Below are 22,184 nucleotides of genomic sequence, written 5' to 3'. Positions count from 1 at the left end.
ACTTATTCCTTTTTCTCTTTGTCTGATCCACCGACGCTGTACAGCACTTGGCCAATCAAATCTTCCAATACTAATGCAGATTTAGTGTCTTCAATCCGATCGCCCTCTTTAAGCATCGCTTCATCTTCAAACACAAAACCGGGCACTAAACTTAAATACTGCTCACCGATCAAACCTGAAGTTAAGATCTGTAAGCTGGAGTTTTCTGGAAACTGGTCATATTGACTATCAATCGCCAGCGTTACTGTTGGCAACAAACGCGTTTTGTTGAGCGCGATCGATTCCACACGCCCCACTACCACGCCACCCACTTTGACTGGCGAGCGCACCTTGAGACTGCCAATGTTGTCAAATTCTGCGGTCAGACGATAAGTATTGGTTGCGCCCAATCCTTTGACGTCAGCGACCTGAAAAATCATCACCAATATCGCGCAAATTCCAGCCAGCACAAAGCTGCCAACCCAAAATTCAATTTTTCGTGTTTGTTGCATGATCAATTCCCAAACATCAATGCGGTTAGAATAAAATCTAGCCCAAGAACGGCTAGTGATGAGTGTACTACCGTGCGAGTCGTCGCTCGGCTGATCCCTTCCGAAGTCGGAACCGCGTCATAACCATTAAACAAAGCAATCCAAGTTACCGTAAACGCAAACACCACACACTTGAGTGCGCTGTTGCCAATATCTTGTCCCAATTCAACCGAGGATTGCATCGCCGACCAGAAACTGCCGTGATCAATCCCTTTCCAATCCACACCGACTAACTGCCCGCCCCAGATGCCAATCGCCATAAAAATCATCGCCAGCAGCGGCATCGAAATAACTCCGGCCCAAAAGCGTGGGGCAATCACCCGTTTGAGCGGATCAATCGCCATCATTTCTAAGCTAGAGAGCTGTTCCGTTGCTTTCATCAAACCAATTTCTGCGGTTAATGCCGAGCCAGCACGCCCAGCAAACAGCAGGGCTGTCACCACAGGTCCCAGCTCACGCAGCAATGATAACGCCACCATTTGACCTAAACTGGTTTCCGCACCGTAATCGACCAAGATCACATAGCCTTGCAAGCTCAGCACCATGCCAATAAACAGGCCAGAAACCATGATAATCGCCAACGATTGCACCCCAATACTGTATAGCTGGCGTAGTAAGAGCGGGAAATTACGCACCGGTTGCGGCCGTCCAACCAGGGCACCAAACAGCATTAAACTGGCACGGCCAAAGGTTTCGCAGATCGCCAGAGCTCGCTGGCCGATACGGCTTACCCACTGCATTACATCATTTAGCACTAAACAGCTCCTGTTCTAGTGGCTGGGCAGGGAAACGAAATGGCACTGGGCCATCAGCATCACCGCATAAAAATTGTTGGACACGCGGATCAGGATTATCGCGCAGCGCTTGCGGTGAGCCTTGTGCGATCACTTTGCCATCAGCTAGCAGATATACCCAGTCAGCAATACTCATCACTTCTGGCACATCGTGCGAAACCACTACCGAAGTCGCGCCCAAGGCTTGGTTAAGGTTGCGGATCAGCTCGACTAGAACGCCCATAGTGATCGGATCTTGTCCAACGAAAGGTTCATCATACATGATCAGTTCAGGATCCAGCGCGATCGCACGAGCCAAAGCCGCGCGGCGCGCCATGCCACCAGACAGCTCGCTAGGCATTAAATTGGCCGCACCACGTAAACCCACCGCTTCTAATTTCAGCAGCACTAAGCTTTTGATCAGCGCCTCATCCAATTCGGTATGCTCACGCAGCGGATAAGCCACATTGTCGAAGACGTTGAGATCGGTAAACAGCGCGCCGGATTGAAATAACATGCTCATTTTTTTACGCGCGCGATACAGTTTACGTCGGCTGAGAGTCGGAATATTTTCACCATCAAACCAAATTTCACCGTGCTCTGGCAGCAGCTGGCCACCAATTAAACGTAGCAAGGTGGTTTTACCGATCCCGGATGGCCCCATGATCGCGGTAACTTTACCGCGCGGAACATGCAGATCAATATCATCAAAAATGACCCGGCGCGAACGTGAGAAGCGTAAATTTTTGATGGTGACTAAGTCAGGTTGGGACATACGAGCACTTCTTAGTTAGATCAACACGTTAGTTAAATCGATGTATTAGCTAAATCGACTTGTTAGTGAAATCGATGCGTTAGTTAAATCGACATCCGGTAAGAATGCGCATGATAATGCACAATATGGTGCAATTAAAAGCATACCGCAGTGCGAGGCACGGTTCTTGACCAAGATTTGTCACAAGCACCGTCAGCGATCGCAATCCACCAATACTTCAATGACCACCTAGGTAGCTTCTTAATTAGGTAGCTTCTTAATTAAGCATAGACGATTGACTCACCCGACTTGGTTTCGCCAACCAGTGGCTAACATGTCGATTTAAGCACAATCCATCCAATATAGGTTAAGCGTGTGGCATGCCGCCGTTACTGGTCATCAATCACCTGTGGATGCCCAACAACGCTCGTGGATCAGCGCAATTAATTCGAACTTCAGCTTCCCTTTTAATGACCAACAAGTCAAAATTAGCGATCAATTCTCGGCCTAACTCGCTGCAGATGATTGAGGATGAATAAATTCATAATCAAATGGGTTAACTCACTGATTAGGATGGCATATATTGCATCTCTCACTTCAGCATCGATGGCGTTAGTATTCATTTATTATTTGGAAATCATCATGCTTGAAGCGGTGGTCTTGCTGTTTATCGGTCTCGCGATCTTAGTCTGGGGTGCAGACAAATTAGTGTTTGGTTCAGCGGCATTAGCCCGCAATATCGGGATCTCCCCTTTAGTGATCGGTATGACCATACTGGCCATGGGCTCCTCTGCGCCAGAAATGATGGTTTCAGCGACCGCCGCATTAGAAGGCAAAACCGATACGGCGGTCGGTAATGTGTTGGGCTCCAACATTGCGAATATTGCGCTGATTTTAGGTATCACCGCGATGGTTAAACCGCTCTCGATTGGCTCTGCGGTGATCCGCCGTGAACTGCCAATCATGCTTGGTGTCACGCTGATCGCTGGCATGATCTTATGGGACAACTACCTCGGCTTTTATGAAGGCATCTTACTGATCGGCCTGTTTAGTGTGTTCATTTTGATCATGCTACAAATTAGCCGCAAAGAGCAATCCCATGGCGATACCTTACTCGATGAACAAGCATCAGAAATTCCGGCTGGGGTGAATAATCGCCATGCACTGTTTTGGGTAATCGTGGGGCTGATCCTACTGCCGCTCGGCGCGAGTATGCTGGTGGATAACGCAGTGGTGATCGCCAAATATTTCGGAATGAGCGATCTGGTGATCGGTTTAACCATTATTGCGATTGGCACTAGCTTGCCAGAGCTGGCCGCTTCTTTAGCCGGTGCGCTCAAGGGCGAAGATGACATGGCAGTGGGTAATATTATCGGCTCCAACGTGTTTAACATTTTAGCGGTCATGGGGATCCCCGGTTTACTCAATCCATCACTCCTTAGTTCACAAGCGATGGGGCGTGATTTTTGGGTGATGCTGGGCGTTTCACTGCTGTTAGTCGCGCTGGTGTTGGGTAAGCGTCGCCAAATTAGCCGCTGGGAAGGCGCACTACTGCTAAGCTGCTTCATCGGTTACATTAGTTACCTATTGCTGAATATTTAACGGCGCGAAAGAGGAATATTGCGGATGTCCAACTCATTTGATTACCAAGCGGTGGCGAAACAAGTACTGCAAACCGAAATTGCGGCGTTGCAACAATTAGAACAATACATCAATACCGATTTTGTTAACGCATGTCGCATGATGTTAGCCAACCAAACTGGCAAAGTGGTGGTGATGGGCATGGGCAAATCGGGACACATCGGTAAAAAAATTGCCGCTACCTTGGCCAGCACCGGAACGTCTGCATTTTTTGTCCATCCTGGCGAAGCTTCACATGGCGATCTCGGCATGATTGAACGTGGTGACATCGTGCTAGCGATCTCAAACTCCGGAGAATCATCGGAGATTTTATTTCTGTTACCCGTGCTCAAACGCTTGAACATCCGCGTGATCAGCATGACCGGTAATCCCCATTCCAATATGGCGAAACTGGCGGATATCCATCTGCAAATCACCGTGCCACGTGAAGCGTGCCCATTAGAATTAGCGCCAACCTCAAGCACGACCGCAACCCTAGTCATGGGCGATGCCTTGGCGGTCGCGGTGATGCAAGCGCGCGGCTTTACCGCGGAAGATTTTGCTCTGTCTCATCCTGGCGGCGCACTTGGACGTAAACTATTACTTAAACTTAACGACATTATGCACAGCGGCGACGCACTGCCTAAAGTCGCCCCGCACGCACTGATCCGCGATGCACTGCTGGAGATCAGCCAAAAAGGGCTCGGTATGACCGCCATCGTTGATGAACAAGATCAATTGCTCGGAATTTTTACTGATGGCGATTTACGCCGTATCCTTGATAAGCGGATTGATATTCACAGTACCACGATTGCACAAGTAATGACTTGCCATCCGACCGTTGCTCAACCCAATTTGCTAGCGGTAGAAGGGCTTAATCTGATGCAAGCGAAACGGATTAACGGTTTGATGCTGGTGGAAAACCACAAATTAGTCGGCGCACTCAATATGCATGATCTCCTTAAAGCAGGAGTCATGTAATGAGCACTCGCGTTGCAACCCTGTATGGCACAGTGGAACCTTCACTGCTCGCGATTGCCAAACAGATCAAGCTGCTGATTTGTGATGTAGACGGCGTATTTTCCGATGGCTTGATCTACATGGGTAATCAAGGGGAAGAGCTGAAAACCTTCCATACCCGTGATGGTTATGGGGTTAAAGCCCTGATGAGCGCAGGGGTTGAGATCGCGATCATTACTGGTCGCCGTTCACAAATTGTTGAAAATCGAATGAAAGCGTTGGGTATTTCACTGATCTATCAGGGACAGGATGATAAGGTGCAAGCCTATAATGACATTTGTCGCCGACTGGCGATCCGTCCTGAACACACGGGTTATATTGGTGATGATTTGATTGATTGGCCAGTCATGGAAAAAGTGGCGCTGCGCGTGTGCGTCGCCGACGGCCATCCATTATTGGCTCAGCGCGCTAATTATGTTACCCATATTAAAGGCGGTTACGGCGCGGTGCGTGAGGTGTGTGATTTAATCTTACAAGCGCGCGATGAATTGGATGTGCATAAAGGCTTGAGCCTATGACTTTACCGCGTATTGTGTACGTATTATTGCTGTTTATTGCGACTTGGTCGCTGTATTACTTGCTTGAGCAAAACCAAGCCAGCAAGATTCAGGTCGCGCCGAATCTTGAGCTGCCAATGTTCAGCGGCAAAAATTTAGAGAATATCTCGTACAGTGAACAAGGCATTCGCAGCTATGTGATTACCTCAACCAATCTGGATCACTATGCGAAAAGTGGTAATACCCTGTTTAAAGCACCGATACTCAAAGTGTATCAGCAAGGCACGCTACAAGAATGGGAAATCACCGCCCGTCGCGGTATTCTGAGCAAAGATCAGGTACTGACTTTATATGATGATGTGGTGGCGAACAATTTACTGCCTGACTCAGGCTTTGATGCTCTGACCACCAGTGAAATGAGCATCCAACTGAAAAGTCGTGATTTTTGGGCCGACAAGCCAGTCAAACTGCACGGTCCACAATTTGAAACACATGGTCAAGCGATGAAAGGCAATTTTGCCGATCACTCGGCTGAACTGTATAACCAAGTACAAGGTAGATATGAAACGCTCACACCTTAGCCTTATTGCTTGTTTGCTCGCCTCGACTCAGGCTTATGCACTCTCTACCGACAGGGAACAGCCGGTTTACATCGACTCGGATAGTCAACAACTGGATATGAAGAGCAACCGCGTTACCTTCTTGGGCGATGTGAAACTCAAACAAGGCAGCATCACTATCAATGCCGATAAGCTGATCGTGATCCGCAACCTCGACAACGGCAAAATTGAAGAGATTGAAGGTTACGGTAATGTGGCCACGTTCTCGCAGCTAACTGATGAAGGTAAAACTCTGTACGGAGAAGCGAAAGAGCTGTACTACAAAGTGCGTGATGATGAATTAGTGATGGTCAATAAAGCCATGCTCGCACAAGATGACAGTGAAATTCGCGGCAGCAAAATTCGCTACAAAATCAGCACACAAAAGCTGGTTGCCGATAGCGATGGCAAAGGGCGCGTCTCGACCGTTCTTCAACCACAAGTCATTCAAGAGTAATCATGGCCATTTTAAAAGCACAGCACTTAGCCAAAAGCTATAAAAAACGCAAAGTGGTTTCGGATGTCAGCTTGCAAGTTGAATCTGGCCAAATTGTCGGGCTACTCGGCCCCAATGGTGCGGGTAAAACCACCTCGTTTTACATGATTGTCGGCCTAGTAGCGCGTGATGAAGGGGTGATCACCATTGATGACAACGACATCAGCATCCTACCGATGCACAGCCGCTCACGGATGGGAATTGGCTATTTACCACAAGAAGCCTCGATTTTCCGCAAACTCTCGGTCGAAGATAACATCATGGCGGTACTGCAAACCCGCGAAGAGCTGACCCATGAAGAGCGTCAAGACCGACTCGAAGATCTGCTGGAAGAGTTCCATATACAACACATTCGCAAAAGTGCTGGCATGGCCTTATCCGGAGGTGAACGTCGCCGAGTAGAGATTGCCCGCGCACTGGCGGCTAACCCACAATTTATCTTACTTGATGAGCCTTTTGCGGGGGTTGACCCCATTTCGGTCATCGATATTAAAAAGATCATTGAACATCTGCGTGATCGTGGCTTAGGAGTTCTCATCACCGATCACAACGTGCGTGAAACGCTCGATGTGTGTGAGAAAGCCTATATTGTCAGCCAAGGCCGCCTGATTGCTGAAGGCAGCCCACAAGAGGTGCTCAATAACGAGCAAGTTAAGCAGGTTTATCTCGGCGAACAATTCCGCCTATGATTAACCAACGCGTAGAGTCCACCCCATACTAACAATAACAAGGCATCCATTACTGCATGAAACCGTCATTACAGCTCAAGCTTGGTCAACAATTAGCCATGACTCCGCAACTGCAACAGGCGATTCGTCTACTGCAGCTTTCGACGCTGGATTTGCAGCAAGAAATTCAGGAAGCCTTAGAATCTAACCCATTGTTAGAAGTGGAAGAGCACCAAGACGACACGCCGGCACCGGACAATCAAGCGTCACCAGAAGAAACCGCCCATGATCAAGAGCACTATGAATCTGAACCACAAGACAGCTCAGAGCTGATTGAACGCTCAGAGATCAGCGCCGAATTAGAAATGGATACCACTTGGGATGAAGTTTACAGCGCTAATACCGGCAGTACTGGCCTCGCCCTTGATGATGATGCGCCGATTTACCAAGGTGAGACCACCCAAACTCTGCAAGATTACCTGCATTGGCAACTCGATTTAACCCCATTTAGTGACGTCGATCGCACCATTGCCGTTGCGTTAATCGATGCGATCGACGATTACGGTTATTTAACTGTCTCACTTGAAGAAATCCAAGAGAGCTTGCACAGTGAGGATATTGAACTCGATGAAATCGAAGCAGTACGTAAACGTATTCAGCAATTCGATCCATTCGGCGTCGCCTCACTCAATTTGCAAGACTGTTTATTGCTGCAGCTCACCACTTATCCAAGCGATACCCCTTGGTTAAACGAGGCACAGCAACTACTCGCACACTATATTGATGATTTAGGCAATCGCGATTACAAAACTATTCTGAAAGAGACTAAGCTCAAAGAAGAAGAGTTACGCGAAATTTTGCAACTGATCCAGCAACTCGACCCACGTCCAGGCAGTCGCATTGCCCAAGATCACGCAGAATATGTCATCCCAGATGTATCAGTGTATAAAGAACAAGGGCGATGGTTGGTCACCATCAACCCAGATAGCATCCCTAAACTTAAGGTCAATCAGCAGTACGCTAGCCTAATGCGCGGCAATAATGCCGACAGCAATTACATTCGTAGCAACTTGCAGGAAGCGAAATGGCTGATCAAAAGTTTAGAAAGTAGAAACGAGACGCTACTCAAAGTTGCCAAGTGCATCGTAGAACACCAGCACGATTTCTTCGAGTATGGTGAAGAAGCAATGAAGCCGATGGTGCTTAACGATGTAGCACTGGCGGTAGAGATGCATGAATCGACGATTTCGCGAGTCACCACGCAGAAATACATGCATACTCCACGCGGCATTTTTGAGTTGAAGTACTTCTTCTCCAGTCACGTCAGTACCGACAATGGCGGAGAGTGCTCGTCTACGGCGATCAGGGCGCTGATCAAAAAATTAGTGGCGGCGGAAACACCCGCTAAGCCACTAAGTGACAGCAAGATCGCCACCCTACTCGCAGACCAAGGCATCCAAGTGGCGCGGCGTACCATCGCTAAATACCGCGAATCACTCGGCATCGCCCCATCGAGTCAGCGTAAACGCCTACTATAGGCCTAAACTAGAGAAGGAAAGTCTATGCAAATCAATATTCAAGGCCATCACATTGATCTTACCGATTCAATGCAAGACTATGTTCACTCCAAATTTGACAAACTTGAGCGTTTTTTCGACCACATTAATCACATTCAAGTTATTTTACGTGTTGAAAAACTGCGTCAGATCGCCGAAGCTACGCTCCACGTAAACCAAGCCGAAATTCACGCCCACGCGGACGATGAAAACATGTATGCCGCCATCGATAGTGTGGTGGATAAATTGGTTCGACAATTGAACAAGCATAAAGAAAAACTAAGTAGTTATTAATCATGCAATTGAGCGAAGTACTTTCATTGGACTGCACCAAAAGTGCAGTCCAATGTTCTAGTAAAAAACGAGCACTAGAAATCATCAGCGAAGTCGCTGCCCTGCACACTGGTCAAAATTCTACCGAGCTGTTTGAGTGTATGCTCAGCCGTGAAAAAATGGGTAGTACCGGAATTGGCAACGGCATCGCTATCCCCCATGCACGCATGTCCAACAGTGAACATGCGATCGCGGTTTTACTGCAATGTGCAGAGCCGATTGAATTTGATGCGATTGATAACCGACCCGTTGACCTACTGTTTGCGCTACTGGTCCCTGAAGAACAATGTAAAGAACATTTGAAAACTTTGGCTTGCATGGCAGAACGCCTCAACGATAAGCAGATCCTCAAACAACTGCGCAACGCAGCAAGCGATCAGCAACTGTATGACATCATGGTTAATCAACCTGATGATTAATCAATAATAGGTCAACCTCATGCGTTTAATCGTAGTCAGCGGCCAGTCGGGTGCGGGTAAAAGTGTCGCATTACGAGTGTTAGAAGACTTAGGCTATTACTGTGTCGATAACCTACCGGTTAGCTTATTGCCCGCTTTCATTCAATCGGTACAAGGTAGCCAGCAAAACGTCGCGGTCAGTATTGATATTCGTAATCTGCCCAAAGAGCCGGGGCTAGTGCAGGATGTGCTCAATCAGCTCAAGCAGAATAACGATGTCAGCATGCTGTTTTTAGACGCCAATCCAGAAACCCTGCTCAAACGTTATAGCGAAACACGGCGCATTCACCCTCTCTCACTCAGCCACAGTAAACCCTCTCTTGCCCAAGCCATCGAGCTGGAAAAGCAGCTGCTGGCCCCGCTCAAAGAGCAAGCCGATCTGCTACTCGATAGCAGTAATCAATCGTTGCATGATCTGAGTGAAACGGTACGCATGCGTATTGAAGGACGTGAGCGCAAAGACTTAGTCATGGTGTTTCAATCCTTTGGCTTTAAATACGGTTTACCGACCGATGCTGACTACGTATTTGATGTGCGTTTTTTGCCCAATCCACATTGGCAGCCCGATCTGCGCCCACTGACTGGGCTGGATGCGCCCATCCAAGCCTTTTTAGCCAGCCATAGTGAAGTGCTGGAACTCAAACAGCAGATCCAAACCTTCTTCGAACACTGGCTACCCATGCTGGAAAAAAATAACCGCAGTTATCTGACCATTGCGATTGGCTGTACTGGCGGTAAGCATCGCTCAGTTTACCTAACCCAACAACTGGGTGAATATTTTGCCGCACAGGGACATCAGGTACAAATTCGCCATACTTCATTGGAAAAACAGCAATCCTAGAGGTGACTATGTCGCAGCTCTGCCAAACTGTACTGATCCAAAATCGCCTTGGCCTACATGCCCGCGCCGCCATTAAACTGGTGCAATTGGCCCAATCATTTGACGCAATACTCACTGTGCAAAGCCAAGATGGCCGCACGGCTACTGCCGATAGCGTGATGGGGCTGCTGATGCTCGAATCGGCGCAAGGGCAGCAGGTGGTAATCTCCGCTGAAGGCTCACAAGCCCAACCAGCGCTCAATGCGGTCTGTCAATTGATCGAACAGAAGTTTGATGAAGATGATTAAAGCGCAACCTGGGCTTAGCGGCTAACGCTGGCCCCTTTACGGCTTTACCACCCTGCCAGAGAGTCAATCATCAAGCCAAGCCTAAACCGAGCAAATAAATCCATCATCGGTAATAAGATCTTATTAAATAAGCGGGTAAATTAAGTTACCATGCTGACCATTATTCCAACGCCAACCTAGGGGGAAGCCATGGCCGAGCAAATCGAATTTGACCAAGCTCACCTCACCCTCCAAGAAATCACCGATGCCTTAGATAACGGCCGCTTTGTCCATGTTCGTCGCCAATTGCAAGACATGGAGCCAGAAGATATTGCTCATCTACTGGAAGCCTCACCACGTAAAGCGCGTGAGGTACTGTGGCAGCTGACGGATCCTGAAGATTACGGTGAGATTCTTGATGAGCTAAATGAAGACGTCAAGGACGCGCTGGTGTCCAAGATGGCACCGGAAAAGCTTGCCGAAGCGACCGAAGGCATGGACATCGACGATGTCGCCTATGTTTTACGTAGCTTGCCAGATGATGTGTCACGTGAAGTATTGGCACAAATGGATGCCGCCGATCGCCTGCGAGTGGAAACCGCACTCTCCTATCCAGAAGATACCGCCGGTGGTTTGATGAACACCGACGTGATCACCATTCGCGCCGATGTTGATGTCGATGTTGTGCTGCGTTATTTACGGATGAAAGGTGAGTTACCAGAAGCAACCGACGCACTGTATGTAATTGATGATGAAAGTAAACTGATTGGTCACCTTTCGCTCTCGACCCTGCTGACTACCCAACCTGATGTAGCGGTCAGTGAAGTGATGGACGATGCCGATGAAGCGATCAAAGTCGATATGAAAGACTCGGACATCGCCAATCTGTTCGAACGGCGTAACTGGGTTTCCGCACCAGTGGTCGATGAAAATCAGCATCTGGTGGGCCGGATCACCATCGATGATGTGGTTGATATCATTCGTGAAGACGCCGAGCACTCGATGATGAGTATGGCGGGTATGAACGATGATGAGGATACCTTTGCTCCAGTGGTCAAATCGGCACGAAAACGCAGTATTTGGTTAGGAGCCAACGTGCTGGCCGCCCTAGCCGCAGCGTCGGTTTCCAATATGTTTGAAGCCACCCTAGAGCAGATGGCTGCGGTCGCCGTATTAATGACCATAGTTCCGTCTATGGGTGGTGTCGCTGGCAACCAAACCGTGGCGCTGGTGATCCGTGGCTTGGCACTGGGTCATATCGGTGACAGTAACCAACGCGAATTACTGCTCAAAGAAGCGGCCATCGGCCTGCTCAACGGCATTATGTGGGCATTGATCATTGGTACGATTGTCATGGCATGGAAAGGCGACTGGATGCTCGGTGCGATCATCTCGGCGGCAATGATGACCAACCTAATTGTGGCTGGCATTGCTGGTGTTTCGATCCCGATTTTGCTCAAAAAAATGAATATCGATCCGGCTCTGGCTGGCGGAATGGCATTAACCACAGTGACCGATGTGATTGGTTTATCGGTATTTCTCGGTTTAGCCACTTTGTTGATAGTCCATTAAAGCCGCTCAACCAGCCACCAAAAAGCCGACTTAGCGTCGGCTTTTTGATGCTTAAATCCATCCAAACAACGAATTTACTCGCCAGCCACCTTCATTGCTTCTAACAAAATCGAACCGGTTTGGATCTGTGAGCGCGTTTCAATATCGCTGCCGACAGCCACGATCTGTTGCAACATCTGTTTGAGATTGCCAGCGATGGTAATTTCCGCCACCGGATATTGAATCACCCCATTTTCAACCCAAAAACCGGACGCTCCGCGTGAATAATCACCAGTGACCACATTCACGCCTTGCCCCATCACTTCGGTGACCAGCAAGCCAGTACCGAGCTCTTTGAGCATCTGTTGGTAATTTTGCCCAGTTGATTTCACATACCAGTTATGAATACCACCCGCATGGCCGGTCGGGGTCATCTGCATTTTGCGCGCCGCGTAACTGGTCAGCAAATAGGTCGCCAACACACCATCGGTGATGATCTCCAAATCTTGGGTACGTACCCCTTCACTATCAAATGGGCTCGAAGCTAGACCCCGTTTGACATGCGGTCGCTCGCTGATATTAAACCAAGCGGGCAGGATCGACTTGCCAAGATGATCGAGTAAAAAACTCGATTTACGATATAAATTGCCACCGCTGATCGCCATCACCAAATGACCGATTAAACCGGTTGCCACATCCGCGGCAAACATCACCGGATACTGGCCTGTTTTTAGCTTGTGTGGATCAAGCCGGCTAACCGTGCTTTGTGCTGCTTGTAAACCGACGGTTTCTGGTGTCCATAAATCATCACGATGACGCGCGACACTATAGCTATAATCACGCTCCATTTCGCCATTGCGCCCTTCGCCAATCACGCTACAGCTAATGCTGTGGCGGCTTGAGGCATAGCTGGCTAATAAACCGTGACTGTTACCATACACACGCAGACCATAATGGCTATCGTAGCTACCGCCATCACTCTGTTTAATCCGCTTGCTGTAACCTAACGCAGCCTGCTCGGCAGCAATCGCCATTTGCGCGGCCACATCCGGATCCGGCTCATCGGGATGAAATAAATCAAGATCTGGGATCTCCTGCACCATCAACTCTTGTGGTGCGGGTCCAGCGTAAGGGTCTGGTGAAGTGTACTGAGCAATATCCAACGCCGCTAACACGGTTTGTCGGATCGCTTTTTCACTCAAATCCGAAGTTGAAGCACTGCCTTTGCGCTGACCGCGATAGACGGTGATGCCCAATGCGCCATCACTATTGAATTCAACATTCTCAACTTCGCCCATCAGGGTCGAAACACTTAATCCGGTACTTTTGGTGATCGCCACTTCTGCCGCATCAGAACTCGCCGCCGCCAGCTCTAATGCTCTGGCTACTGCGGCTTCCAGCTCTTGGCGCTGCAGCGCAACTCGCTCTTTTACATCCATCTCTCATTCCACCATGGGTGATTAATGTGAATAGGATAACAAGAATTTCGCTTTCTCCCCACGATTCTTGCTAAAATAGCCGACATAAATAACTCATCATGATGAAAGAAGATGGCACGTAAAAATCAGAAGGCCCCTTGGGAAGAGGAAGAAGAGATCATTTGGGTCAGCAGAACCGAAATGAAAAACGACATGCTGGCATTACAAAAACTGGGTGAAGAGCTGGTTGAGCTCAAGCCATCAGCATTAGCTAAATTCCCTCTGACCGAAGAACTGGCAGAAGCGATTAAAGATGCCCAGCGCTTTAAAAATGAAGCCCGTCGCCGCCAGTTGCAATATATTGGCAAATTGATGCGCCATATTGACCCAGAACCGCTACAAACCGCATTGGATAAAGTGCGTAACAAACATTCGCAAACCACAGCTTTACTGCATAAGTTAGAGCTGTTGCGCGATCGTATTGTGGCGGAAGGCGATAGCGCGATTGAAGCAGCGCTGGCACTCTATCCCGATGCGGATCGTCAACGTCTACGTCTGTTAGCCCGTCAAGCCACCAAAGAAAAAGCGGCCAACAAGCCGCCAAAATCGTCACGCGAGATCTTCCAACTGCTAAAAGAAGCCATGTTGGCCAAGCAAGAGATCGAAGAACAGAGTGAAGACGATCTGGATTCCGCGCAATAACAGCCTCGGCAACAAGCCATCGCGTGTTAAGCAACAGGATCAAAAAAGGTTAGCGCAAGCTAACCTTTTTTATAGCCAATTGATCACCATTGAGTAAACGTTATTACGCCTCACTCACTGCTGCCGCGATAAACTGTGCCAATTGAGGATAAGGATGCTGCACACTGAGCGCCTGACAATCACTCACCACTTGCACCTTACCCTGACTTAAGAAAGCCACTTGGCTGGCAATCGCCCGCGCATCACTTAAATGATGGGTCACCATCACGACCGTGCGCTGGCGTTCAGCGGCCAACTGTTTAACCAGAGCTAACATCTCTTCACGCAGTAGCGGGTCAAGAGCTGAAAAAGGCTCATCAAGCAGCCAAATCGGATTGGGTTGAACGAAGCAGCGCGCTAACGCCACTCGCTGCTGCTGACCGCCGGAAAGCTGATTGGGTAAACGATCCAGATACTCGGCAATCCCCACTTGCTGCGCGGCTTGTTCTACTTGCCGTTGCTGCACAGCGCTCAATTTAAGCCCCGGGTGCAAACCTAAGCCAATATTGTCGCGCACTGTCAGATGTTCAAACAAGTTATGTTGTTGAAACAGCATCGAAAATGGCCGCTGGTAAGGCGCTAAACCAAGTAGCGACTGGTCATTAACTTTAATACTGCCGCTAACCGGCTCAATAAACCCCGCGACTAAACTGAGCAAGGTCGATTTACCAGCACCACTGGGGCCCATCAGCGCCATAATCGTGCCAGCGGCTACCTGCAGATCAAACTCAAACCATTCGTGCTCATACTCGTAGCACACTTTTTCTAACCTTAACATGACTCTCCTCGCTGACGCTGAGTCAACAATCGCTCCAGCAGATAAAACCAGCCGACACTGATGAGCAGCATGGCCAACGCCACCACCGCAGCGGTATCCATCTGATAACTGCCCAGCAGTTGATAGAGATAGAGCGGCAGAGTGCGAAAATCTTGGCTACCAAACAGGGCAATCGCACTTAAATCTCCCATCGAGAGTAGAAAACCGATCGCAAACGCATGGGAGATAGGTTTACGCAGCGCACGCCACTCCACCAAACGAAATCTACGCCAACCGGATAGGCCTAAACTGGCACATAACCATTGATACTGCTGTGCCAAATGCCACATTGGCTGGCTGAGCGTTTTCACCACATATGGCAACGCCATTAAGCCATTCACCGCCACCACAATCCAAAACGCCACACTAAACACATCGGTGATATTGCGCAGCAGTAAAAATAGCCCAGTGCTCACCACCAATCCCGGCGTCACCAAAATTAAACTGGCCACCCATTCAATACCGCCCGCGCGGCGATGCGCCGCTTTTAAACGCAGCGCACGACTGGTGAGCAACATCGCGATCCCGCTCGCCAGCGCTAGGCTACTGGCAAGACTCGCTACTTGCACCGAGTTCAGCAGTGCTGACCAAAACGCGCTACTGATCAACACGCTGGCCAATTTTGCATTGATCCCAGCCAGCAACACCATCAGCAGTGGCGGCAATACCAAAGCCGATATCGCAATAATCCAACCGGCATCCCACAGCTTAGCGCGCCATGAATCGCGTAACCAACGATGCGCGACTTGGCTTGATACGCGACTGAACGGGCGAGCGGGCGCTAACCGCTGCACACCCAGAGTGAATAATGTGCACAGCAACATTTGCCAAATCGCCAACAGTGCGCCGATGTGTAAATCGAAATCGAATTTGATCGCTTGATAAATCGCCAGTTCAATGGTGGTGGCTTGTGGTCCCCCACCCAGCGCCATCACGGTGGTAAAACTGGTAAAGCAGAGCATGAACACTAAGCCCGCCACATGTGGCAGTTGCTGGCGCATACGCAGCCACTCGATCAACTTAAACTTCTGCCAACGACTCATGCCCAGATGAGCACACAATTTATGCTGCTCACTGGGGATCGCCTCTAAACTTTGCAGTAGCAAACGGCTGGCATAAGGCAAGTTAAACAGTACATGGGCGAGCAAAATGCCGTTAAGGCCATAAATCGAAAACGGTAGTGATAGCCCAAAACGGTGCAGCGATTGGGCTAACCAACCGCTGTTACCGTAGATCGCCAGCAAGCCCAAAATCACCACCAGCACCGGCAACACTAAGGTCATCGCAAACAGTTTGAGTAGCAAATCTCGCCCCGGGAAACGGCGCTGGCTGAATGCATGGGCAACCGGGATCGCTAACCCGACACTGATCACGGTCGAGCACAAGGCTTGATAGAAACTGAATTTTGTGACATGCCAATAATAGGCATCTTGCCAGATCAGTTGCAAATTGAGTGATGGGGCTTGCCACAACAGAGCCGCTAATGCGGCACAGACAAAGGTCGCGATCCCCGCCGCGACCCACCAACCTAATTGAGGAATGTGATTCAAGCTGGCACCTTACAAGCTCAGCGCTTGCTGCCATTCACGGATCCAAGCTTTACGCTGTTGTGCGACTTGCTCAGCAGTGAATGACAGAGCTTGGTCTGGCTGGGCTAAGTGAGTAAATCCAGCCGGCAGCTCAACGGCTATGACCGGATACATCCAGTTACCGGTTGGGATCACGCGTTGAAACTCAGGGCTAAGCATAAATTGTAGGAATTGATCCGCCAATTCGCCATTGTGACTGGTTTTGACTTTGGCGGCGACTTCCACTTGCAAGTAGTGCCCTTCACTAAAATGAGCGCTGGCAAAACGCGGATCATTCTCCGCAATCAAATGGTAAGCAGGTGATGTGGTGTAAGAGAGTACCAAATCCGCTTCACCTTTCAGGAACATCGAATAGGCTTCCGACCAGCCTTTAGTCACGGTCACAGTTTTGCGCGCCAGTTGCTGCCAGGCTTGCGCGGCTTGATCGCCATACACCGATTTGATCCACAGCAGCAAACCCTGCCCCGGTGTTGAAGTGCGCGGATCTTGATAAATCACTTTCAGATCATCACGTTTTTCCACCAGCTCTTTTAAGCTGGTCGGTGGGTTAGTCAGCTTCTCTTGGTTATACACAAAAGCAAAATAGCCATAGTCATAAGGTACAAACGTATCGTCACGCCAACCGTTGGGCAAGGTTACCTTGCTGGTATCAACACTGTGGGTGGCGAATAGACCGGTTTGTTTGGCTTCGGCCATTAAATTGTTATCCAGCCCGAGCACCACATCCGCTTTGCTGTTACGGCCTTCTAAGCGCAGACGGTTGAGGATGGACACACCATCTTCTAACGCAACAAACTGCACATCGCAGCCACATTGTGCTTCAAAGGCTTTTTCAATCGCCGGAGCAGGCCCCCAATCGGCGGCAAAAGAGTCGTAAGTGTAAACAGTGAGGATTGGCGCAGCAGACGCTGCAGAGGTAACACATAGGGTTGCTAGTGCAACCGCAGTCAGTTGAAATTTCAAGGCTCGCTCTCCTTTGAGCGGCACAGGCTTGAGGGAGGCAGAGAATCGTCCATTATTGCATTCTGCACACCTAACTCAATTCCTACGCCAGCATTATCTGGTTCAGGTTAAACCGCGAACATCGCGGTCATTGCGGGTCCCAAGCAGTGCTTGATCTCAGCGCCATTCGAGTGAATGGGTTGCCCCCCGTGAGTGGACTGAATTGTAATGGCAAATAGGGTAATTAGCCAGTAGCGGACAATCACCACTGGCTATAAACGACTTGGAATGACAGCCAACACCGCTGCAGCTTAAAGTAGGAAGTGGAGAGTTAATTACTCACCGCGCGCGCGTTGATCATAGCCCCAACGCGGCACGAGCGCTTGCTCTACGCCAAGGTGATCGAGAATGCGCGCGACCATAAAATCAACCAGATCGTCAATTGATTGCGGCTGATGATAAAAGCCCGGCGCTGCTGGCATGATCGTCACGCCGATTTGCGACAGTTTGAGCATATTTTCCAGATGCAGGGTCGAAAACGGCGTTTCACGCACCACCAATAGCAGTTGACCACGCTCTTTTAACACTACATCGGCAGCGCGCTCAATCAGGTTATCCGACATACCATGAGCAATCGCCGCCACACTGCCTACCGAACACGGGCAGACGACCATCTGTCGCGGCGCGGCCGAGCCGGAGGCGACCGGTGAAAACCAATCTTCTTTGCCACACACCACCAACTTATCACTGGCGCAGCCGAGATGCTCGACCAACACGGCTTGTGCGGCTTGAGGATTCGCGGGTAGCTTCAAGCCATGCTCGGTCGCTAGCACTACGCGGGCCGCCGATGAAATCAGTAAGTAGACTTGATAATCGGCCGCCAACAGGCATTGCAATAAACGTAGCCCATAAGGGGCACCGGAAGCCCCTGTCCAAGCCAAGGTAATGGTTCGAAGATTGTTCATGCTCACCTTAAATTATTGCGTTTGTAGCGCGCTAAGCAGTTTGCCATGAATACCCGCAAAGCCACCGTTACTCATCACCAAAATCTGATCCCCCGCTTGGGCTTGTTGGGCAATCAACGCGACTAATTGATCGATATCGCGGCAAACTTGCGCAGGCTGCGAGCACTGCTGAGCAACCTCTTCCACCGACCAGCTCAGATCCGCCGGTTGATATAGATAGACCGAATCTGCACTGTGCAGCGCAGCCGCTAAGGTTTGTTTATGCACACCAAGTTTCATGGTCGCCGAGCGCGGTTCGAGCACGGCGATGATTTTGTTATCACCGACCTTGTTACGTAAGCCACCCAGTGTAAGTTCAATCGCGGTTGGGTGATGGGCAAAATCGTCATACACCGCCACACCATTGATTTCGCCTTTCAACTCCAAACGGCGCTTAGTATTGATAAATTGCCCTAAAGCTTCACAAGCGAGCTCGGCCGCAACCCCAACATGACGCGCAGCCGCTATCGCCATCAAGGCATTATTGACGTTGTGATCGCCAACTAAGTTCCAATTGACTTGGCCAACCCGCTCACCTTTGAGCAAGACATGGAATTGTGAACCATCAGCGGTGATTTTTTCCGCTTGCCACTCGCCTTGTTCACCACTGAACTCGGTTTCACTCCAGCAGCCGCGCGTTAACACATCGGCTAATGCCACATCCGCTTTGGGCGCCAAAATGCGACCATTGCCTGGCACCGTACGCACCAAATGGTGAAATTGCCGCTTGATCGCTTCTAAATCATCGAAGATGTCTGCATGATCGAACTCTAAATTGTTCATCACTAACGTGCGCGGATGGTAATGCACGAACTTCGAGCGTTTATCGAAAAAAGCACTGTCATATTCATCGGCTTCAACTACAAAAAACATGCTGTCGCCTAAGCGGGCAGAAATGCCGAAATTACCCAGCACCCCACCGACTAAAAATCCTGGCTGATAACCGCACTGCTCTAAGATCCAGGCGATCATGCTGGAGGTGGTGGTTTTACCGTGCGTGCCAGAGACCGCAATCACCCAGCGATCGTGCAACAAAAAATCTTGTAGCCACTGTGGGCCAGAGGTGTAGCGCAGATTGTGGTTAAGCACATATTCCACACAAGGATTACCTCGGCTCATCGCGTTACCGATCACCACCAGATCAGGTTTAGGCTCCAACTGAGCCGGATCAAAACCTTCAATAATCTCGATGCCCTGCGCTTCTAGCATGGTGCTCATTGGCGGATAAACATTGGCATCGCTGCCGGTGACTTTATGGCCGAGTTGCCGCGCCAGCATTGCGACGCCACCCATGAAAGTGCCACAGATCCCCAAGATATGAATATGCATAAAAAGCCAGCCTTGTTACGGTGCAATTGGAATCTCTCCATTATCCCGATCCGCCAGGTAAAAGCGAGCCTGACTATTCCGCCAGATGTAAATTAGAAATGATTGCCGAGCAAAGTGAGATCTCGGTCGGTTAGTTCAATACCCGTAAAAAGATCTGAGTTTTACAATCGATGCTCAGCAAGCGGCATAGCGTTATCGATCCCACTAGAGGATCCCTCGATCTTGCTGAGCAACTTAGCGGCGCACACTGGCGTGCGATGCACATCTCCCCCAATACAAAAATAAAGGTCTTGCCATGCAAAAAATGCGTACTCTCGGTGAGTTTATTCTCGCCAAACAACATGATTTTCCTCATGCCAGCGGTGAACTCTCCTCCCTGTTGGCCTCGATTCGTTTGGCCGCGAAAATCGTCAACCGAGAAATTAACAAAGCCGGATTAGCGGATATTATTGGCGCGTCGGGTCATGACAATATCCAAGGTGAGCAGCAACAAAAGCTCGACCTGTATGCCAATGAGACATTCAAAGCGGCCTTAGAAGCGCGCGATCAAGTCTGCGGGGTGGCCAGCGAAGAGGAAGATGAGGCGGTGGTGTTTAATAAAGCACTCAATAAAAATGCCAAATACGTGGTGCTGATGGATCCCCTCGATGGTTCATCAAATATTGATGTCAACGTTTCGGTGGGCACCATTTTTTCCATTTATCGCCGCGTGTCGCCGGTGGGCACTCCGCCAACCCAAGCTGATTTTCTGCAGCCCGGCCATCAGCAAGTAGCGGCAGGCTACGTGATTTATGGCTCATCAACCATGCTGGTGTACACCACTGGCAATGGGGTGAATGGTTTTACTTACGATCCCTCCCTTGGCACTTTTTATCTGTCACACGAAAATATGCGTATTCCGGCGGATGGTAAAATTTACTCAATCAATGAAGGCAACTACATCCGCTTCCCAACTGGGATAAAAAAATACCTCAAATACTGCCAAGAGAATGTACCGCAACAAGATCGCCCTTACACATCACGCTACATCGGTTCTTTGGTGGCCGATTTTCATCGCAACCTACTCAAAGGTGGCATCTATTTATACCCAAGTACGCAAAGTCACCCACATGGCAAACTGCGCTTACTGTATGAATGTAATCCGATGGCATTTTTAATCGAGCAAGCTGGTGGCCTCGCATCAGATGGCCAACAGCGGATTATGGAGATCACCCCGCTTGAGCTGCATCAGCGCGTGCCTTTTTTCGTTGGTTCAAAAAATATGCTGCGCCAGGTCGAAACATTTTTAAAAAATTATCCGGATTAGGCCAAGCGTTCACGCAAACTTGACTAAGCTTGCACAAGTTATCCACCAATTATTTCAACTCTGGCCCCAATCAAGGAAATACGACATGAGCTTAAACCATGTTCCTGCTGGTCAATCATTACCTAACGATATTTACGTGGTGATTGAAATCCCAGCCAATGCTGATCCGATCAAATATGAAGTTGATAAACAATCTGGCGCCGTGTTTGTCGATCGCTTTATGTCCGCACCGATGTTCTACCCCTGCAACTATGGTTACATTAACCACACCTTGTCACTGGATGGCGATCCGGTTGATGTATTGGTTCCGACGCCATACCCACTGATCCCAGGTTCAGTGATCCGCTGCCGTCCGGTTGGGGTATTACAGATGAGTGATGAATCGGGTCAAGATTCCAAAGTGGTGGCCGTGCCGCACACTAAGCTGTCTAAGGAGTACGATCACATTCAAGATGTGGATGATTTACCGCCACTCCTCAAAGCCCAGATCACTCATTTCTTTGAACATTATAAAGAATTGGAATCCGGCAAGTGGGTAAAAGTGGATGGCTGGGCTGATGCCACTGCAGCACGCACTGAGATCCTCACGGCTTATCAACGCGCGCAAGATGCGTAATCACCACTTGGCACCTGTAGGATAAGCCAACCCACGGTCGGCTTATCCTGCTAAGGTAAAATTTTAACTCAATGCGTTAAATCAGCTTGTTCAATTCATCCGATTAAACACGCTGGCACCAATCACCCGATCCAATCAGTGAATGGCAATGATGCGCCGGTTGATAAATGTAGATCCAAGCAGTACCAAACGGAGTTTCAATCGTATCACGCCGGTACTCTACTGGCACATCCTCCAACTGATCGAGCTGGGCTAAGGTGGGCTGATCCACCAAATAGACTTCACCATATACCGATTGATGTCCTTCGACTAAGCCCGGATAGGCGCCTAAATCATACAGCGCATACTCAGGTTTGGTTTCGAATTGGCCAAGCAACTGACTGTGCTGTAAATAAAAGTGGTTGCTCTCTCCTTGGCGCAAAGTGCCATACACAAAAACTAGGTGCTGCACATCTCCCTC

General features: G+C 49.4%; 25 protein-coding genes. 15 read left to right on the top strand and 10 right to left on the bottom strand.

Annotated features, from left to right (window positions below; genetic code table 11):
- Positions 1–2 precede the first annotated feature (2 nt).
- Genes mlaD through mlaF form a run of 3 tightly spaced genes read right to left on the bottom strand, consistent with a single transcriptional unit; the run spans position 3 to position 2,078 of the window.
- Entirely contained in the window at positions 3–491 is a 489-nt protein-coding gene (gene mlaD / locus PUN32_RS08685) for an outer membrane lipid asymmetry maintenance protein MlaD (protein WP_166014304.1), read from the bottom strand.
- A 2-nt stretch (positions 492–493) separates the two neighbouring features.
- Positions 494–1,270: a lipid asymmetry maintenance ABC transporter permease subunit MlaE gene (gene mlaE, locus PUN32_RS08680; protein ID WP_274722757.1), complete on the bottom strand. Its 777-nt coding sequence runs from the start codon at positions 1,268–1,270 to the stop codon at positions 494–496.
- Positions 1,271–1,274: 4 nt separating this feature from the next.
- Positions 1,275–2,078, bottom strand: a complete 804-nt coding sequence (gene mlaF, locus PUN32_RS08675) for a phospholipid ABC transporter ATP-binding protein MlaF (protein WP_274722732.1) — start codon at positions 2,076–2,078, stop codon at positions 1,275–1,277.
- A 618-nt stretch (positions 2,079–2,696) separates the two neighbouring features.
- On the opposite strand from mlaF, the gene PUN32_RS08670 reads away from it, so the two are divergent.
- The 12 genes from PUN32_RS08670 (at position 2,697) to mgtE (ending at position 11,983) form a co-directional block, all read left to right on the top strand.
- Positions 2,697–3,659: a calcium/sodium antiporter gene (locus PUN32_RS08670; RefSeq protein ID WP_274722756.1), complete on the top strand. Its 963-nt coding sequence runs from the start codon at positions 2,697–2,699 to the stop codon at positions 3,657–3,659.
- Positions 3,660–3,683: 24 nt separating this feature from the next.
- Positions 3,684–4,658 carry an arabinose-5-phosphate isomerase KdsD gene (kdsD, locus tag PUN32_RS08665; RefSeq protein ID WP_274722731.1) on the top strand — a complete coding sequence of 325 codons (975 nt, stop codon included), beginning with the start codon at positions 3,684–3,686 and terminating at the stop codon, positions 4,656–4,658.
- Complete coding sequence (kdsC, locus tag PUN32_RS08660; RefSeq protein ID WP_274722730.1) at positions 4,658–5,215, top strand: 3-deoxy-manno-octulosonate-8-phosphatase KdsC; 558 nt, start codon at positions 4,658–4,660, stop codon at positions 5,213–5,215. Before kdsD ends, kdsC begins: the two co-directional genes overlap by 1 nt.
- The gene (gene lptC / locus PUN32_RS08655; RefSeq protein ID WP_274722729.1) at positions 5,212–5,775 is read left to right on the top strand and encodes an LPS export ABC transporter periplasmic protein LptC; all 564 of its coding nucleotides are present in this window, start codon (positions 5,212–5,214) and stop codon (positions 5,773–5,775) included. Before kdsC ends, lptC begins: the two co-directional genes overlap by 4 nt.
- On the top strand, positions 5,756–6,250 hold the full coding sequence (gene lptA, locus PUN32_RS08650) for a lipopolysaccharide transport periplasmic protein LptA (protein WP_166014299.1): 495 nt from the start codon (positions 5,756–5,758) through the stop codon (positions 6,248–6,250). Before lptC ends, lptA begins: the two co-directional genes overlap by 20 nt.
- A gap of 2 nt (positions 6,251–6,252) precedes the next feature.
- Positions 6,253–6,978 carry an LPS export ABC transporter ATP-binding protein gene (gene lptB, locus PUN32_RS08645; protein ID WP_166014298.1) on the top strand — a complete coding sequence of 242 codons (726 nt, stop codon included), beginning with the start codon at positions 6,253–6,255 and terminating at the stop codon, positions 6,976–6,978.
- 56 nt (positions 6,979–7,034) lie between these two features.
- A complete protein-coding gene (locus tag PUN32_RS08640; protein ID WP_274722727.1) occupies positions 7,035–8,495 on the top strand; it encodes an RNA polymerase factor sigma-54 in 1,461 nt (486 codons plus the stop codon).
- A 24-nt stretch (positions 8,496–8,519) separates the two neighbouring features.
- Positions 8,520–8,807 carry a ribosome hibernation promoting factor gene (gene hpf / locus PUN32_RS08635; protein ID WP_166014296.1) on the top strand — a complete coding sequence of 96 codons (288 nt, stop codon included), beginning with the start codon at positions 8,520–8,522 and terminating at the stop codon, positions 8,805–8,807.
- A 2-nt stretch (positions 8,808–8,809) separates the two neighbouring features.
- Positions 8,810–9,265, top strand: a complete 456-nt coding sequence (gene ptsN, locus PUN32_RS08630; RefSeq protein ID WP_274722726.1) for a PTS IIA-like nitrogen regulatory protein PtsN — start codon at positions 8,810–8,812, stop codon at positions 9,263–9,265.
- 19 nt (positions 9,266–9,284) lie between these two features.
- Positions 9,285–10,145, top strand: coding sequence for an RNase adapter RapZ (gene rapZ / locus PUN32_RS08625; RefSeq protein WP_274722725.1), 861 nt, complete (start codon positions 9,285–9,287; stop codon positions 10,143–10,145).
- An 8-nt stretch (positions 10,146–10,153) separates the two neighbouring features.
- Complete coding sequence (locus PUN32_RS08620; protein ID WP_166014293.1) at positions 10,154–10,432, top strand: HPr family phosphocarrier protein; 279 nt, start codon at positions 10,154–10,156, stop codon at positions 10,430–10,432.
- Between the two features lie 189 nt (positions 10,433–10,621).
- Positions 10,622–11,983 (top strand): magnesium transporter, encoded by a 1,362-nt coding sequence (mgtE, locus tag PUN32_RS08615; RefSeq protein WP_166014292.1) that lies wholly within the window; start codon positions 10,622–10,624, stop codon positions 11,981–11,983.
- 74 nt (positions 11,984–12,057) lie between these two features.
- Here mgtE and pmbA read toward each other — a convergent pair whose 3' ends face one another.
- Positions 12,058–13,401 carry a metalloprotease PmbA gene (pmbA, locus tag PUN32_RS08610; RefSeq protein WP_274722724.1) on the bottom strand — a complete coding sequence of 448 codons (1,344 nt, stop codon included), beginning with the start codon at positions 13,399–13,401 and terminating at the stop codon, positions 12,058–12,060.
- A 111-nt stretch (positions 13,402–13,512) separates the two neighbouring features.
- On the opposite strand from pmbA, the gene yjgA reads away from it, so the two are divergent.
- A complete protein-coding gene (gene yjgA, locus PUN32_RS08605) occupies positions 13,513–14,082 on the top strand; it encodes a ribosome biogenesis factor YjgA (protein WP_274722723.1) in 570 nt (189 codons plus the stop codon).
- 103 nt (positions 14,083–14,185) lie between these two features.
- Here yjgA and thiQ read toward each other — a convergent pair whose 3' ends face one another.
- The 5 genes from thiQ to mpl form a co-directional block, all read right to left on the bottom strand.
- Positions 14,186–14,899: a thiamine ABC transporter ATP-binding protein gene (thiQ, locus tag PUN32_RS08600; RefSeq protein ID WP_274722722.1), complete on the bottom strand. Its 714-nt coding sequence runs from the start codon at positions 14,897–14,899 to the stop codon at positions 14,186–14,188.
- On the bottom strand, positions 14,893–16,488 hold the full coding sequence (gene thiP / locus PUN32_RS08595) for a thiamine/thiamine pyrophosphate ABC transporter permease ThiP (RefSeq protein ID WP_274722721.1): 1,596 nt from the start codon (positions 16,486–16,488) through the stop codon (positions 14,893–14,895). Before thiP ends, thiQ begins: the two co-directional genes overlap by 7 nt.
- 9 nt (positions 16,489–16,497) lie before the next feature.
- A complete protein-coding gene (gene thiB, locus PUN32_RS08590) occupies positions 16,498–17,490 on the bottom strand; it encodes a thiamine ABC transporter substrate binding subunit (RefSeq protein WP_274722720.1) in 993 nt (330 codons plus the stop codon).
- A gap of 314 nt (positions 17,491–17,804) precedes the next feature.
- Positions 17,805–18,434 carry a flavin prenyltransferase UbiX gene (locus PUN32_RS08585; RefSeq protein WP_274722718.1) on the bottom strand — a complete coding sequence of 210 codons (630 nt, stop codon included), beginning with the start codon at positions 18,432–18,434 and terminating at the stop codon, positions 17,805–17,807.
- A 12-nt stretch (positions 18,435–18,446) separates the two neighbouring features.
- Positions 18,447–19,802: a UDP-N-acetylmuramate:L-alanyl-gamma-D-glutamyl-meso-diaminopimelate ligase gene (gene mpl, locus PUN32_RS08580; RefSeq protein ID WP_274722716.1), complete on the bottom strand. Its 1,356-nt coding sequence runs from the start codon at positions 19,800–19,802 to the stop codon at positions 18,447–18,449.
- 295 nt (positions 19,803–20,097) lie between these two features.
- Here mpl and fbp point away from each other — a divergent pair, with 295 nt between their 5' ends.
- Complete coding sequence (fbp, locus tag PUN32_RS08575; protein ID WP_274722714.1) at positions 20,098–21,108, top strand: class 1 fructose-bisphosphatase; 1,011 nt, start codon at positions 20,098–20,100, stop codon at positions 21,106–21,108.
- An 85-nt stretch (positions 21,109–21,193) separates the two neighbouring features.
- Positions 21,194–21,724 carry an inorganic diphosphatase gene (gene ppa, locus PUN32_RS08570; RefSeq protein WP_274722712.1) on the top strand — a complete coding sequence of 177 codons (531 nt, stop codon included), beginning with the start codon at positions 21,194–21,196 and terminating at the stop codon, positions 21,722–21,724.
- Positions 21,725–21,827: 103 nt separating this feature from the next.
- On the opposite strand, the gene PUN32_RS08565 is transcribed toward ppa, so the two are convergent.
- A complete protein-coding gene (locus tag PUN32_RS08565; RefSeq protein ID WP_166014284.1) occupies positions 21,828–22,175 on the bottom strand; it encodes a gamma-glutamylcyclotransferase family protein in 348 nt (115 codons plus the stop codon).
- Positions 22,176–22,184 lie beyond the last annotated feature (9 nt).

The organism is Vibrio chanodichtyis (assembly GCF_028863985.1).
Classification (GTDB): Bacteria; Pseudomonadota; Gammaproteobacteria; order Enterobacterales; family Vibrionaceae; genus Vibrio; species Vibrio chanodichtyis.
Note: the sequence above shows the minus strand (reverse complement) of the source record. Positions and strands in the feature narration are given on the sequence as shown.

Bases quoted from the DNA above. Each gene is read 5' to 3' on its own strand.
- mlaD (WP_166014304.1), bottom strand. From the start codon at position 491: ATGCAACAAACACGAAAAATTGAATTTTGGGTTGGCAGCTTTGTGCTG.
- mpl (WP_274722716.1), bottom strand. From the start codon at position 19,802: ATGCATATTCATATCTTGGGGATCTGTGGCACTTTCATGGGTGGCGTC.
- lptB (WP_166014298.1), top strand. From the start codon at position 6,253: ATGGCCATTTTAAAAGCACAGCACTTAGCCAAAAGCTATAAAAAACGC.
- rapZ (WP_274722725.1), top strand. From the start codon at position 9,285: ATGCGTTTAATCGTAGTCAGCGGCCAGTCGGGTGCGGGTAAAAGTGTC.
- mlaE (WP_274722757.1), bottom strand. From the start codon at position 1,270: ATGCAGTGGGTAAGCCGTATCGGCCAGCGAGCTCTGGCGATCTGCGAA.
- ptsN (WP_274722726.1), top strand. From the start codon at position 8,810: ATGCAATTGAGCGAAGTACTTTCATTGGACTGCACCAAAAGTGCAGTC.
- thiQ (WP_274722722.1), bottom strand. From the start codon at position 14,899: ATGTTAAGGTTAGAAAAAGTGTGCTACGAGTATGAGCACGAATGGTTT.
- pmbA (WP_274722724.1), bottom strand. From the start codon at position 13,401: ATGGATGTAAAAGAGCGAGTTGCGCTGCAGCGCCAAGAGCTGGAAGCC.
- PUN32_RS08620 (WP_166014293.1), top strand. From the start codon at position 10,154: ATGTCGCAGCTCTGCCAAACTGTACTGATCCAAAATCGCCTTGGCCTA.
- PUN32_RS08640 (WP_274722727.1), top strand. From the start codon at position 7,035: ATGAAACCGTCATTACAGCTCAAGCTTGGTCAACAATTAGCCATGACT.
- kdsD (WP_274722731.1), top strand. From the start codon at position 3,684: ATGTCCAACTCATTTGATTACCAAGCGGTGGCGAAACAAGTACTGCAA.
- yjgA (WP_274722723.1), top strand. From the start codon at position 13,513: ATGGCACGTAAAAATCAGAAGGCCCCTTGGGAAGAGGAAGAAGAGATC.
- mlaF (WP_274722732.1), bottom strand. From the start codon at position 2,078: ATGTCCCAACCTGACTTAGTCACCATCAAAAATTTACGCTTCTCACGT.
- fbp (WP_274722714.1), top strand. From the start codon at position 20,098: ATGCAAAAAATGCGTACTCTCGGTGAGTTTATTCTCGCCAAACAACAT.
- PUN32_RS08585 (WP_274722718.1), bottom strand. From the start codon at position 18,434: ATGAACAATCTTCGAACCATTACCTTGGCTTGGACAGGGGCTTCCGGT.
- lptC (WP_274722729.1), top strand. From the start codon at position 5,212: ATGACTTTACCGCGTATTGTGTACGTATTATTGCTGTTTATTGCGACT.
- hpf (WP_166014296.1), top strand. From the start codon at position 8,520: ATGCAAATCAATATTCAAGGCCATCACATTGATCTTACCGATTCAATG.
- lptA (WP_166014299.1), top strand. From the start codon at position 5,756: ATGAAACGCTCACACCTTAGCCTTATTGCTTGTTTGCTCGCCTCGACT.
- mgtE (WP_166014292.1), top strand. From the start codon at position 10,622: ATGGCCGAGCAAATCGAATTTGACCAAGCTCACCTCACCCTCCAAGAA.
- ppa (WP_274722712.1), top strand. From the start codon at position 21,194: ATGAGCTTAAACCATGTTCCTGCTGGTCAATCATTACCTAACGATATT.
- kdsC (WP_274722730.1), top strand. From the start codon at position 4,658: ATGAGCACTCGCGTTGCAACCCTGTATGGCACAGTGGAACCTTCACTG.